This is a genomic window from Kitasatospora putterlickiae, from assembly GCF_039527695.1.
In the GTDB taxonomy this organism is placed as follows: domain Bacteria; phylum Actinomycetota; class Actinomycetes; order Streptomycetales; family Streptomycetaceae; genus Kitasatospora; species Kitasatospora putterlickiae.
In genome coordinates this window covers 1-12,694 of sequence record NZ_BAAAKJ010000183.1, presented here as the reverse complement: position 1 = coordinate 12,694, position 12,694 = coordinate 1, and the positions used below count along the sequence as shown (strand labels likewise).

12 protein-coding genes are annotated in these 12,694 nt (G+C 75.5%); 8 read left to right on the top strand and 4 right to left on the bottom strand.

Annotated features, from left to right (window positions below; genetic code table 11):
* The 4 genes from ABD308_RS18290 to ABD308_RS18275 form a co-directional block, all read right to left on the bottom strand.
* A partial coding sequence (locus ABD308_RS18290) for a BTAD domain-containing putative transcriptional regulator (protein ID WP_344335721.1) occupies nucleotides 1-2,207 on the bottom strand: 2,207 nt, incomplete at its 3' end.
* An 88-nt stretch (nucleotides 2,208-2,295) separates the two neighbouring features.
* Nucleotides 2,296-2,946 carry a TetR/AcrR family transcriptional regulator gene (locus tag ABD308_RS18285; RefSeq protein WP_344335720.1) on the bottom strand — a complete coding sequence of 217 codons (651 nt, stop codon included), beginning with the start codon at nucleotides 2,944-2,946 and terminating at the stop codon, nucleotides 2,296-2,298.
* A 396-nt stretch (nucleotides 2,947-3,342) separates the two neighbouring features.
* On the bottom strand, nucleotides 3,343-3,987 hold the full coding sequence (locus ABD308_RS18280; protein WP_344335717.1) for a response regulator: 645 nt from the start codon (nucleotides 3,985-3,987) through the stop codon (nucleotides 3,343-3,345).
* Nucleotides 3,984-5,237 (bottom strand): sensor histidine kinase, encoded by a 1,254-nt coding sequence (locus ABD308_RS18275; protein ID WP_344335715.1) that lies wholly within the window; start codon nucleotides 5,235-5,237, stop codon nucleotides 3,984-3,986. The genes ABD308_RS18280 and ABD308_RS18275 overlap by 4 nt, the downstream gene beginning before the upstream one ends.
* A 223-nt stretch (nucleotides 5,238-5,460) precedes the next feature.
* Here ABD308_RS18275 and ABD308_RS18270 point away from each other — a divergent pair, with 223 nt between their 5' ends.
* The 8 genes from ABD308_RS18270 to ABD308_RS18235 form a co-directional block, all read left to right on the top strand.
* On the top strand, nucleotides 5,461-6,024 hold the full coding sequence (locus ABD308_RS18270; RefSeq protein ID WP_344335714.1) for a GlcG/HbpS family heme-binding protein: 564 nt from the start codon (nucleotides 5,461-5,463) through the stop codon (nucleotides 6,022-6,024).
* Nucleotides 6,025-6,200: 176 nt separating this feature from the next.
* The gene (locus ABD308_RS18265) at nucleotides 6,201-6,614 is read left to right on the top strand and encodes a YunG family protein (RefSeq protein ID WP_344335712.1); all 414 of its coding nucleotides are present in this window, start codon (nucleotides 6,201-6,203) and stop codon (nucleotides 6,612-6,614) included.
* Between the two features lie 73 nt (nucleotides 6,615-6,687).
* Nucleotides 6,688-7,572, top strand: a complete 885-nt coding sequence (locus ABD308_RS18260; RefSeq protein ID WP_344335710.1) for an NAD(P)-dependent oxidoreductase — start codon at nucleotides 6,688-6,690, stop codon at nucleotides 7,570-7,572.
* Nucleotides 7,573-7,871: 299 nt separating this feature from the next.
* Complete coding sequence (locus tag ABD308_RS18255) at nucleotides 7,872-9,161, top strand: LPXTG cell wall anchor domain-containing protein (RefSeq protein WP_344335708.1); 1,290 nt, start codon at nucleotides 7,872-7,874, stop codon at nucleotides 9,159-9,161.
* Nucleotides 9,162-9,314: 153 nt separating this feature from the next.
* Nucleotides 9,315-10,097: a MerR family transcriptional regulator gene (locus ABD308_RS18250; RefSeq protein WP_344335706.1), complete on the top strand. Its 783-nt coding sequence runs from the start codon at nucleotides 9,315-9,317 to the stop codon at nucleotides 10,095-10,097.
* Nucleotides 10,098-10,327: 230 nt separating this feature from the next.
* Nucleotides 10,328-11,527 carry a hypothetical protein gene (locus ABD308_RS18245; RefSeq protein ID WP_344335704.1) on the top strand — a complete coding sequence of 400 codons (1,200 nt, stop codon included), beginning with the start codon at nucleotides 10,328-10,330 and terminating at the stop codon, nucleotides 11,525-11,527.
* Nucleotides 11,528-11,635: 108 nt separating this feature from the next.
* Complete coding sequence (locus tag ABD308_RS18240) at nucleotides 11,636-12,322, top strand: RNA polymerase sigma factor (protein ID WP_344335701.1); 687 nt, start codon at nucleotides 11,636-11,638, stop codon at nucleotides 12,320-12,322.
* The coding region (locus ABD308_RS18235; RefSeq protein WP_344335699.1) for a hypothetical protein at nucleotides 12,319-12,694 on the top strand (376 nt) is incomplete at its 3' end. The genes ABD308_RS18240 and ABD308_RS18235, both read left to right, overlap by 4 nt.

Genomic DNA, 12,694 nt, shown 5'->3' with positions numbered 1-12,694 from the left:
CGCCAGGGGGTAGGCGCCCTGGGTGCTGGTGCCCTGGACGACGGAGCGGCCGGTGCCGCGCCGGCCGGGTCGGCGGGGAAGAGCAGCCGGGCCGCCGCGTCGGTGCGGTGCAGGTACCAGTCGAAGAGCCGCCGGCGGGCGGCGTGCGCCTCGGTGGCGCCGGCCAGGTCGCGGGCGTAGGAGCGCAGCAGGTCGTGCAGCCCGAACCGGCCGGCCGCCCGTTCCTGCACCAGGTGGGCGTCGGCCAGGCCCGCCAGCAGCGCGGCCGCCGCGGCCGGGGCCGAGTCGGCCAGCGCGGCGGCGCCGTCCGCGCCGAGGTCCGGGCCGGGCATCAGGCCGAGCAGCCGGAACATCCGCTGGGCCGCGGGCGGGAGCGCGCGGTAGGAGAGGTCGAAGGCGGCCCGTACCGTCGAGCGCCGGTCGCCTTCGACGTGCAGCCGGCCGAGCACGTCGCCGCCCGTCAGCTCGGCGCAGTGGTCGGCGATCCCGGTGCGGCGGGAGACCAGGTTGGCGCCGGCGATCCGGATGGCCAGCGGCAGGCCGCCGCAGAGCCGGACGAGCTCGCGGGCCGCCTCCTCCTCGGCCGCGACCCGGCACTCGCCGATGGTGCCGGCCAGCAGCCGGCGGGCCTCCTCCGGGCCGAGCACGTCCAGGCCGAGCTGGCGGGCGCTGTCGCTGGCGACCAGCCCGGCGAGCCGGCTGCGGCTGGTGATCAGCACGGCGCAGCCCGGGGTGCCCGGGATCAGCGGCCTGATCTGTTCGGCGTCGCGAGCGTTGTCCAGCACGATCAGCATCCGCTTGCCGGCGAGCAGCGTGCGGTACAGCGCGGCGGCCTCGTCCTGGTCCGGGGGCAGCCGCTCGGGCCGGACGCCCAGCGCGCGGAGGAAGCGGGCGAGCACGTCGCCCGGGCGCAGCGCCGGGAGCCGGGAGTGGCCGCGCAGGTCGACGAACAGCTGCCCGTCCTCGAACAGTTCGCGCCGTGCGTGCGCCCAGTGCGTGGCGAGGGCGGTCTTGCCGACGCCGGGCGGGCCGACCAGCGCCACCAGGTGCGGGCGGTCCGCCGGGTCGGGGGCGACGAGGGCGTCCAGCTCCGCCAGGTGCTGTTCCCGCCCGACGTGGAGTCCGGCCGCGGCGGGCAGTTGGGCCGGGCGCGGGGCGGTGGGCGCCGTGCCGCCGACCGGTGCGAGGGGCAGTTGGCGGCGCAGCACCCGCAGGTGGGCGTCCTGGACCTCGGCGCCGGGCGCGATGCCCAACTCCTCGTCGAGCCGGTCGCGCAGGCGTCCGAACACGTGGAGCGCGGCGGCCTGCTCCCCGGCGCTCGCGAGGGCCAGGATCAGCCGGGCGTGCAGGCCCTCGTGCAGCGGTTCGGCGGTCACCAGCTCCGACAGCACCGGAACGGCCCGCTCGGGGCGGTGCAGCAGCAGGGCGGTGTCGGCGTGCAGCAGGGCCGCGCCGACCCGCCGTTCGTCCGCCGCCACCGCGGCCGGATGCCGTCGCAGCGCCGGGTCCGCGTCCGCGAGCACCGGGCCCCGCCAGTACCGCAGGGCCCGCGTCAGCGATTCGAACGCGGCCTCCTGGTCCGGTGCGCGCTGCTGGCGCCGGGCCAGCTCCAGCAGTTCGTCGAACCGGCCGAGGTCGGTCTGCTCGCGGGAGGCCTCCAGCAGGTAGCCGGTGGGGGTGCGGACGACGGCCGGCGACGGGGCGGTCCGCGGGCCGTCGGGTTCCAGCAGCCGGCGGACCTGGCTGATGTAGCCGTGGACGAGGCTCTGGTGGGAGCCGGGAGGTCCGGACGGCCAGAGGACGTCGGTGATCTCCCCCTGGGTGGCGGGCCCGGGATGCTTGAGGGCCAGCAGCCCGAGCAGGCGGCGCAGCATCGGGCTGGTGACCGGGACCGGGGCGCGGCCGTGCTGGAGGACGAGCGGGCCGAGGAGCAGCAGCCGCGGCCGCCCCGCGCCGCGCGCCGACCCGGTGCGGGTGGCGGCCAGCAGGTCGGTCAGCTCGCCGCCGGTCAGCTCCAGCGCCTCGGCGAGCCGTCGCACGGTGTCCGCCCGGGGCCGTCGGACCCGTCCGTGTTCGAGGTCGCGCAGTGCCCGGGTGCTGATCCCGGCCCGGGTCGCGGCCGCCTCCTGGCTCAGCCCGGTCCGCCAGCGGTACGCCTGGAGTTGTCCGCCGAACGCCTCCGGCCCGCCCGCCGTCACCTCCGCCATGGCGTCCCCCTCATCGGTGATCAGTGTGGACCGGACCGATCCACCGGGCAAGGGCCGTCCGGCGCCGGGGAGGCCGGGGGCGGGGAGGTCAGGGGCGGGGGTAGAGGCGGAGGAAGGCCTGGACGCCGGTGGTGACGGTGGTGTGGAGGGCGGTGTCGGAGAGGGGGACGGCGCCGTAGAAGGACTGGTCGGCCGCGCCGCTGAAGGTGAGGAGGGTGAAGTGGGTGGCGGCGAGGTCGGGGTCGTCGAGGGTGAGCAGGTTCTGGGCGGCGAGGCGGGCCAGGTGGCCGGCGAGGTCGCGCTGGGAGGCGAGGGGGCCGGCGGCGAGCCAGGCGGCGAGGACGTCGGGCGGGAGGTTGCCGGCCTCGGCGCGGATGGTGCGGCCGAGGGCGTAGTGCTCGCCAGCGGCGAGGACGGCCTTGGCGCGGTCGACGGCGAAGGCGGTCAGGTCGGCCTCCAGGTCGACGATCTTGTGCAGATGGCGGTCGGCCAGGCCGGCGACGATCTCGGTGAGTTCGCCCGCGGTCTCCAGGGAGACGGAGAGGAAGAGCTTCTCCTTGTCGCCGAAGTGGTTGTAGATGGTGCGCTTGGAGACACCGGCCTCGGTGGCGATGGCGTCGACGCTGGCCCGGGTGTAGCCCTCGCGGCCGAACACCGTGCTCGCCGCGCGGGCGATGGCGCGGCGCTTCTCCGGCATGCGGCGTGAGCCGGCGCTCGGGGCCGGGTTCGCTGTGCTCATCGGGCGGGGCCCTCTCCTCGGCATGCTGCACTACCCGGTGCAGTTTACCTATAGGGAGGCGCGGAGCGAGTCCCCCCGGACCCGCTCCGCGCCGCGTCGACGCGCGGCTCTCCGCCGCTCCCCCCGATCGCCCCGGACTCCCGCCGTCCCCCCTGGCGCCGCTCTCCGGCGAGAGCGCTCCGCACAGGCCCGGCAAGCCCCCTTGAGTGGGGCGTCGTTGATCATTACGGTAACAAACCGCATGGTTGGTTTGTCAATGCCCGAGCCATGCGCCCTCCACGATTGGGGATGGTGGCCCGGATTGGCAAGGGTGGCTGGTGGGAGCCCGGGAGGGAGGGCGAGGGGCTGCCGGGCGGGGTGGGGGTGGAATCAGATAATCCGGACGGAATGTCGGTATCAGCGGAGCAGTCGGCGTTCCTTGGCGACGGCCACCGCGCCGGCCCGGGTGTCGACGCCCAACTTGTCGTAGATCCGGCCCAGGTGGGTCTTGACGGTCGCCTCGCTGATGAACAGCGCACGGGCGATCTCCCGGTTGCCGAGCCCCTGGGCGAGCTGGGCGAGGATGTCCGTCTCGCGCTCGGTGAGCTGCGGCGCCGGGGCCCGCATCTGCGCCATGACCCGGGAGGCGACCGGCGGGGAGAGCACCGTCCGGCCCTGCGCGGCCGAGTGCACCGCGGCGAACAGCTCCTCCGGCCGCTCGGCCTTCAGCAGGTAGCCGGTCGCGCCCGCGCCGATCGCCCGGGTGATGTCGGCGTCGGTGTCGTACGTGGTCAGGACCAGGACGTGCGGGGCGTCCGGGGCGGCGGTGATCCGCCGGGTGGCCTCCACCCCGTCGATCCCGTCGCCGAGCTGGAGGTCCATCAGCACCACCTGCGGGGCCAGCCGGGCCGCCAGCTCGACCGCCTCCTCGCCGCTGCTCGCCTCGCCGACCACCTCGATGTCGCCGGCGCTGGCCAGCAGGGCGAGCAGACCGGCCCGGACCACGGCGTGGTCGTCGCAGACCAGCAGCCGGACCGGGGACGGGGCGGGGGTGGGGTTCATCGGACGGCTCCAGGGCCCGGGGACGGGCGGTCGGGGGTGAGCGGGACGGCCGCGGAGACCACGGTGCCCTCGCCGGGGGCGCTCTCCACGGTCAGGGTGCCGCCGAGCTGGCGCAGCCGGGCGCGCATGGCCGGCAGGCCGTGGCCGCGGCCGGAGGAGGACGGTGAGGAGGAGGACGGCGAGGAGGAGGCGGGGGTGAAGCCGCGGCCGTCGTCGGCGATGTCCAGAACGGCCTGGTCGCCGAGGAAGGAGAGGGTCAGCGCGGCGGCCGAGGCCCCGGCGTGCTCGCGGACGTTGGCCAGCGCCCCCTGGGCGATCCGCAGCAGCGCGGACTGCGCGGCCGCCGGCAGCGGCACCGGCGTGCCGTCCAGGTGGAAGCGGACCGGCAGCCGGCTCTCGGCGGACTCCCGCTCGGCGAGCGAGCGCAGCGCCTGGTCCAGGGTGCGGCCGTCGGCGAGTTCGGCGGGCGCGAGGTCGTGGACGAAGCGGCGGGCCTCGGCGAGGTTCCGGGCGGCCACCTCGGCGGCGGTGCGGACGTGGCCCCGGGCGGTGGCCGGGTCGCCGTCCCAGGTGCGGTCGGCGGCCTGCAGCAGCATCTGCTGGCTGGACAGGCCCTGGGCGAGGGTGTCGTGGATCTCCATCGCCAGCCGTTCCCGTTCGGCCAGCGTCCCCTCCCGCCGTTCGGTGGCGGCGAGTTCGCGCCGGGTGCGGACCAGGTCGGCGATCAGCGCGCGCTGCCGCTCGGCCTGCCGCTCCATGTACAGGAAGACGCCGGTGGCCAGGGCGGCGACGGTGGGCGGCAGCAGCAGGAGGTTGGCGTCCAGCGGGCCCGGCAACCGGGCCTCGCCGACGGTGACCAGCAGGGTGAGCGCCGCGACCAGCGGGAGCGCCGCCGGTGTGGGCAGCGTCCGCAGGGCCGTGTAGACCAGCGGGACGGCGCACCAGGAGAAGCTCGGCGCGATCACCACCAGGACCACCCAGAGCACGGTCACCACGGCCAGCGGCCAGGGGCGGCGGCGCTGCCCGGGGGCGGGCGGGCGGTGGTGGGCGAGCCAGGAGCCGACCGGCTGGACGACGGCCAGGGCGGCACTCAGACCGAGCACCCAGGGGACGCGCGGGTTGTCCGGGTGGTGGGTGAGGTAGCGGCTGAGCGAGGTGGCGAGCAGGAGGAGGAAGGCGAAGTCGAGCAGCACGGCCAGCCGGCCGGCGTCCGGGGCGGGGGAGGCGGGAAGGGGGCCGGGGTGGTGCACGGGGCCGCTCCTCGCTCTGTCCGCTCTAGCTGCCTGTCCGTTCGGGCCGAGGTGATCCTCCGATGGTGACCCGTCCGGTCCGGGGCCGCATCAACCGATCGGCTGACGGGTCCGTCCTCCATCATGCCCGGGCGCCGTGTCCGGACCGCCGATGCGGCCCGGGGGGCCCGGAACGGAGGATCGAACCCGTCCCCACCACCGCCATCCGACGAGGAGCCGGACCATGAAGAAGACCTCCGTTCGCGCCAAGGTGCTGACCGGCACCGTCGCCGCCGCCGCACTGGCCGCCGCCACCGTCGGCGCGGTCTCGGCCAGCGCCGAGGCCACCGACACCCCGGCCGTCACCGCCGCCGCGGTCAAGACCGACGCCCAGAACAAGAACCTCTCGCAGACCACCGGTCTGACCATCGAGGCCGCCACCAAGGCCGCCCAGGCCACCCTGGACGCGGCCGCCAAGGCCGGCCAGAAGGTCTCGGTGGCGGTCGTCGACCGCGACGGCGTCACCCGGGTGCTGCTCAAGGGCGACGGCGCCGGCCCGCAGTCGCCCGAGTCGGCGGTGCGCAAGGCGTACACGGCGGTCTCCTGGAACGCGACCACCTCCGAGCTGACCAAGCGCCTGGCGCAGGCCCCGAACCTCAAGGACATCCCGAACACGCTGTTCCTGGCCGGCGGCGCGCCGGTGCAGTCCAAGGGCGCGCCGGTGGCGGGCATCGGTGTCGCGGGCGCGCCCAGTGGCGACCTGGACGAGCAGTTCGCGCAGGCGGGCGTCGAGGCGCTCACCAAGTAACGCCCACCGGGCGACACCGGCCACGCGCCGGGGCGGACCCCCGACCGCCCCGGCGCGTTCCACCGCCCCGACGGGCTCCCCGTACGGGTGAAGACCGCGCGGGTCGCCCCAGAACACCGGGACCTTCGGCCGAAAAGCCGCTGCCGCTGTCGGTGCCGCGTGGCAGGCTTCCCGCTATGACGGCGTGGACCCTCAACGACATCGAACGTGCGATCCGCTCCTCCTGGGGCGTCGACACCTGCGCGCCCGAGGACCAGGCCCACTGGCGTCCCGACGATCCCGCCCACGGCCAGTGCCGGGCGACCGCCCTGGTGGTGCACGACCTGCTCGGCGGCGAGCTGATGATGGGCGAGGTGTTCACCGGCGGGGTCCGCACGGACCTGCACTGGTGGAACCGGTCCGCCGCGGGCGCCGAGGTCGACATGACCCGTTCGCGCTTCGGCCCGGACGAGCGGGTCGGCCCCGGCCGCCCGGTCGCCCGTCCGCAGCGCCCGGGCCGGCTGCAAGCCCAGTACCAGCTGCTGCGCCACCGGGTCCTCGCCCGCCTGGAGACCGGCTCGGCGGACGGCGGACACGCCGCGGCGGCCTGACGATCTGACGTACAGTCGGTTGATCGTGGCCGGACGACCGATCCGGCCGCCGGACGACAGCGGGAGTGGCGCGATGAGCGGGATGACGGTCGGCTTCGTCGGGCTGGGCGCGATGGGCCGGGGCATGGTCGCCAACCTGGTGAAGGCCGGGCACACCGTCCGGGTCTGGAACCGCTCGCCCGCAGCGGTGGACGCCGTGGTCGCCCGGGGCGCGCTGGCCGCCGACGGACTGGGTGACGCCTTCGCCACCGACGTGGTCGTCTCGATGCTCGCCAACGACGCCGCCGTGGAGCGCCTGCTGCTCGACCCGGCCCTGCTGGAGGGCGCCACGGCCGGCGTGCACGTCAACATGGCCACCGTCTCGGTCGCCCTGGCCGAGCGCGCCGAGGCCCTGCACGCCGAGTACGGCATCGGGTACGTCGCCGCGCCGGTGCTCGGCCGCCCGCCGGTGGCCGAGGCGGGCGAGCTCGACATCCTGGCCGCCGGGAGCGCGGAGTCGCTGGCGGCGGTCGAGCCGCTGTTCACCGCGATGGGCCGGCGCGTCTGGCCCTTCGGCGAGCGCCCGGGCCAGGCCAACACGGCCAAGATCAGCACCAACTTCCTGCTGGCCTGCGCGATCGAGTCGATGGCCGAGGCGTGCAGCCTGGCCGAGGCCAACGGGGTCCGGCCGACCGATCTGATCGAGATGCTCAGCGGGACGCTCTTCCCGGGGCCGATCTACTCCGGCTACGGCTCGATGGTCGCCGAACGCCGTTACGAGCCCGCCGGGTTCAAGCTGCCGCTCGGGCTCAAGGACGTCGACCTCGCGCTCTCCGCCGGCGCGGCGGCGCGCGTGCCGCTGCCGTTCGGCAGCGTGCTGCGGGACGCGTTCCTGGACGCGCTGGCGCACGGGGACGGCGAGAAGGACTGGGCGGCGGTGGCGGCCGTCGCGCGGCGGCGGGCCGGACTCCCGGAGTAGCGCGCGGACGGACCGGCGCGCGGGCGGGGCGACCGGCTTCGCACCGCCGCCCGGCCGCGTCCCGGCCACCCCTTCGGCACCTGGCGGAAAGGAACAAAACCCCTGCCACCGGGCAGAGTTGGGCCAATCGGACAGAGTGCCCCCGTGAACGCCGGAAACCGGCACCCGCCTTCCGGTGCCGTCGGTGGCTTCGGTAGTCTCCGTCGGACTTTCAGCTTCGCGGGGGGATCGCGGCTCGGACGGCCGCCTGGTCCTTCCGCGCCCCCGGGCCGCGCCCGGACACTCTCGTGAGGTCTCCCTTGTCCCTCTCCATACCTCGCAGTCTCGCCCTGGCCGGCGCCGCCGCGCTCGCCGCCTCGATGGCCCTGACCGGCGCCCAGGGCGCGGTGGCCGCGGCCACCACCGGATCGTCGCCCGCCGCCGCCGCACCGCAGGCCGACAAGGCGAGCGCCCGCGCGCTCGACCTGTCCCTGGACGGGGTGCCGCGGACCTTCGTCGCCGGCGGCGACACCAAGATGTTCAACTTCACCGTCGACAACAACACCAAGCACGACTTCCTCTATTACCCGCTGCTCAAGTTCAAGAACCCCAAGGGCACGCTGCGCGGGGAGCACCTCAAGGTCGAGTACCAGCTGCCCGAAGGGCTGGACAAGACGAGGGCCTGGCTGCCGGCCAAGCCGGCGCCGGGCGGTGGCGACGGCGACGACGACGGCGTGCTGTTCCTGCTCGCCAAGCTCATCGACGGGCGCGTTCCCGACTTCAAGAACTCACTGCTCTCGGTCACCAAGGGCAGCAGCCTCACCGTCGCTGTGCGGGTCACGGTCGAGAAGGCCGCGCCGCTCGGCACCGCCGGTGTCGTCCCGGTGGTCTTCGCCGGGAAGGCGGAGGGCAAGGACCCGATCGGGCAGGGCGAGTTCTTCGGCGACGGCTCGTGCGGCGACCGCTTCAAGATCGTGGCCGGGGGTGGCCCGAAGCCGAGCCCCACCGCCACGCCGACCACCGCCAAGCCGACCACCCCGAGCGCGAGCCCGACCGGCAAGCCGACCACCTCGCCGTCCGCCACCGCGACCTCGACCCCGACCGGCAGCCCGAGCGCCACGGCCACGACCACCCCGAGCACGAGCACCAGCCCGTCGGCGACCGGCACCCCGTCGGCCACCGCCACGCCGTCCGCGACCGCGACGCCGAGCGCCACCCCGAGCGGTACGCCGACCGCGACCACGACGCCATCGGGCAGTGCGTCGCCGAGCACGTCGCCGAGTCCGTCCACGACCTCCGGCGCGAGCGCCTCGCCGAGCGCTTCCACCACCGCCCCGGCGACCCCGGCCCCCGGCGACACCCCGGGTGACGACGACGAGACCGGTGCCCGTGAGCCGATCGACTTCCCGGTGAAGGTCCCGGCCATCGCGCCGCTGCCGATCACCCCGGAGGCCGTCGCCCAGGCCCGGTCCAACGCGGACAAGGCGCTGGCCACCACCGGTGGCGGTGACGACACCACCGGCATCGCGATCGCCGGCGGCGCCGTCCTCGCGGTCGGTGTCGGCACCCTGGTGGTGCTCCGCCGCCGTCGCACCGCACGGCACGGCTGACCCCCGCCGACGCGCCACGACGCACCACGCCCGCCCGTGTCCCCGGTCCGCCGGGGGCACGGGCGGTTCCGTTCCCGACCGCGTCAGAATCGGACTTGACCCTCACGCAACGGGAGGAGGGAGGGTCGTGGTCAGCACGGAGGGAGAACCCGGATGAACCCCGGAGACGGGTACCCGGTCGGCGCGGTGGCGAGGATCGCCAAGGTGACCGTCCGCACCCTGCACCACTACGACGAGATCGGCCTGCTGTCCCCCAGGGGCCGCACGCGTGCCGGCTACCGCCGGTACGACGAGGCCGACCTCGGCCGGCTGCAGCGGATCCTGTTCTACCGCGAACTCGGGTTCCCCCTCGAAGAGATCGCGGCCGTTCTGGACGACGACTCGGTGAGCCCGAGCGAGCACCTGCGGCGCCAGCACCGGCTGCTGACCGACCGCATCGCCCATCTCCAGAAACTGGCCGCGGCCGTCGAACACGCCATGGAGGCAGAGAAGATGGGAATCCAGCTGACCCCGGAGGAGAAGTTCGAGCTCTTCGGCGAGGGCTACCGCGAGGAGTGGGAGACCGAGGCCGAGCAGCGCTGGGGCGACACCGCCGCCTGGGCGGAGTCCCAGCGCCGCACCGGCGGCTACGACAAGGCCGACTGGGAGCGGATCAAGGTCGAGACGGACGCGCTCAACGCCCGTCTGGTCGAGGCCTTCGCCGCCGGCGAGTCCGCCGACGGCGGCCCGGCCATGGACCTCGCCGAGGCGCACCGGCAGCACATCCGCGAGAACTTCTACGACTGCACCTTCGAGATCCACCGCGGCATCGCCGGGATGTACCTCGCCGACCCGCGCTTCACGAAGGTCTACGAGGACCTCGCCCCGGGCCTCGCCCGGTGGCTGCACGACGCCATGCTCGCCAACGCGGACCTGCGCGGCGGCGGGCAGGCATAACGGCGCAGGCGTAACGGCGCAGGCGTAACGGAGGTTCGGAGAACGGCCGGTGTCGGTGCGACACCGGCCGTACCGATGGTTCCGGCCGGTGCGAAATTTTCTTCGAACACCCCGCAACCCCGGCGGGACTCGGACGTCTGACAGGGTGAGGGCCGATCCGGCGCGGGTTCGACCGAGCCGGTGCCGGGCCCGCCGCACAGGCCGAGTCCGACTACCACGGGGAACCCACCATGCGCCCGTCCACTGTCCGGCGTCTCGTCCGCGCTGTTCCGCTGGCGGCCGTGGTCGCCGGTGCGGCCGGCTACCCGCTGCTTCCCGCCGGGAGCGGCGCGGGTGTCGGCCGGGCGCCCGGGGCGGCGGCACCCGGCGGGGCGGCGTCGATGAGGTCGTCGGCGCTGGTCGCACCGGTGGCCGAGGCGTCCGCGCCGGTGTTCGCCGCGGTGTACGCGGCCGGGCCGGCCGCTCCATCCCCCAAGGCCGGCTCCACGGGCGGGCCCGTCCCCAGCTGGCCGGAGGAGTTGCCCGGCGCGGTCGCCGAGACGGTCGACGTCGCGATCCGCCCGCTCTCCGGCAGTTGGGAGGCCCGTGCCGACGGCGGCTACCTCGACTTCCAGGTGACCTGGACCAACACCGGCGGGCGGCGCTTCGACGAGATCGTGCCGGTGGTCCGGGTGCTGCCGTACGACCATCCGCCCGTCCTCGCCCACGCGGGGACGACGGCCAAGGGGACGCTGGACCGCAAGGACCTCGACGAGTGGCGCGAGGTCGGGCTGAACCCGGCGGCCGTGGGCGGCGGCCCCCAGCAGGGCGCGTTCGCGCTCGATCCGGGGGAGAGCCGGGCGGTCCGCTACCGGCTGACCCTGGTCGCCGGCGGCACCGCGGGCCGGCTGCCGATCTCGGCCGAGGCCCTGGTTCGCCGCGGCGGAAAGGCGGAACGTTTCGGCGGCGCGGAGGCCAGGGTGAACGTGACGGTGGCCCAGCCGGTCCGGCTGACGATGACGAGGGCGACCGACCTGGTCGTCGGCCGGGTGGCGTCCGAACTCACGGTCGAGCTGGCCAAGCTGGACGCGGTCGGCGAGTCCACGGTCGTCCCGGTCGTCGCGGTGACCGACCCGGTCGGCCTGAACGCCGGGCACGGCCTGGTGCCGGAGGACCTGATCGCCGAGGTGCGGGTGAACGGCGCGTGGCACCGGCTCCGGGGCGCCCTTGACGCGGACGGCCTGGTCCGGCTGGACACCGCCGAGCTGACCCGGGTGCTGGCGGCGGGGGAGAGCGCCGTGTACCCGTTCCGGTTCGCCGTGCCGACGGGCCGGGCCGCAGGCGGCGGCCTGGAGATCACGGTGGGCGCGACGGTCGACGGCGGCGCCCTTCCGGTGCGCAAGGCCAGGCCGCGCACCGTCCGGGAGGGGGCGGACCCGCCGAAGCCGTAGTCCTGGTGGCGACCAGTGGCAACGGCGGCCTGACGACCGGCCACCCCGGAACGAGTCCTGACGCACCGGTGCGCGACCGGCACGCCGTCGGGCGGAAAGCGATGACGGATGTCCATGGCCATCGGGCCGGCCGGGCGGCCCGCCCAGGGGCGGATCCGGACCCTGAACGGGTGGGTACGGCTGCTGTTCGGCGCCCGGGAGGCGCAGGGCGCGGGCGAGGTGCTCGACGTTCCCGTCGCCGCGTGGTCGGCGGGGCGGCACCGCCCCGGCTTCCGCCTGCTGCCCGGCGGCGGCCGCCCGCACGAGGCCGGCCCGACGCTGACCGACCTCTACCTCACCCACCGGCTCAGCCTGGTCCGCCTCGCGGTGCTGCTGGTCGACCACCAGGAGCAGGCCGAGGACGTCGTGCAGGAGGCCTTCGCCAGGCTCTACCAGCGGCACGGCGAGCAGCTGGACGACCTGGACAACGCGCTGGCCTATCTGCGCACCGCCGTGGTCAACGGCGCCCGGTCGGTGCTGCGCCGCCGCCGCACGGCCCGCGAGTACGTGCCGCCCCACGTGGCGGACGCACCGTCGGCGGAGGACCACGCGGTGCTCCACGACGAGCACCGCCGGGTGCTGGTGGCCCTGCAGGAGCTGACCCCACGCCAGCGCGAGGTGCTGGTGCTGCGCTACTGGTCCGACCTGTCGGAGTCGGAGATCGCGGAGATCCTCGCGGTCTCCCGAGGAACTGTGAAGTCCACCGCCAGCCGGGCCCTGGACGCCCTGGAGAAGAAGCTGGAGGACGCCCGATGAGCGACGAGCGGCGCCCCGCGGCCGACGGGGAGCACGGCGGCGGCCGTCCGGGCCCGGACGGCGAGTCACCGGTGGAGCGTCTGCTCCGGGAGGCCCTGGCGGCCCGCGTCGCCGGGGTCACCAGCCAGAGCCTGCGCCCGGCCGCCCCGCCGCGGGGGCCGCGCTCGCGCCGCCGGCCCGTCCACCTGGTGGGCCTGCCGTTGCTGGGGCTGGTCGCGGCGGCGGTGGTCGGCGTGCTCACCGTCCCCACCGACACCCTCGCCGACAAGAACGACGACGCGCCGGCCGCGACGACGAGCGGCAGCCCCTCCCCGACCCGGGGGCCGGACGTGTCGCCGACCGCGCGGCCCCCGGGGGAGGCGGGCCACCCGG

Bases quoted from the DNA above. Each gene is read 5' to 3' on its own strand.
- ABD308_RS18285 (WP_344335720.1), bottom strand. From the start codon at position 2,946: ATGAGCACAGCGAACCCGGCCCCGAGCGCCGGCTCACGCCGCATGCCG.
- ABD308_RS18280 (WP_344335717.1), bottom strand. From the start codon at position 3,987: ATGAACCCCACCCCCGCCCCGTCCCCGGTCCGGCTGCTGGTCTGCGAC.
- ABD308_RS18270 (WP_344335714.1), top strand. From the start codon at position 5,461: ATGAAGAAGACCTCCGTTCGCGCCAAGGTGCTGACCGGCACCGTCGCC.
- ABD308_RS18265 (WP_344335712.1), top strand. From the start codon at position 6,201: ATGACGGCGTGGACCCTCAACGACATCGAACGTGCGATCCGCTCCTCC.
- ABD308_RS18260 (WP_344335710.1), top strand. From the start codon at position 6,688: ATGAGCGGGATGACGGTCGGCTTCGTCGGGCTGGGCGCGATGGGCCGG.
- ABD308_RS18250 (WP_344335706.1), top strand. From the start codon at position 9,315: ATGAACCCCGGAGACGGGTACCCGGTCGGCGCGGTGGCGAGGATCGCC.
- ABD308_RS18245 (WP_344335704.1), top strand. From the start codon at position 10,328: ATGCGCCCGTCCACTGTCCGGCGTCTCGTCCGCGCTGTTCCGCTGGCG.
- ABD308_RS18240 (WP_344335701.1), top strand. From the start codon at position 11,636: ATGTCCATGGCCATCGGGCCGGCCGGGCGGCCCGCCCAGGGGCGGATC.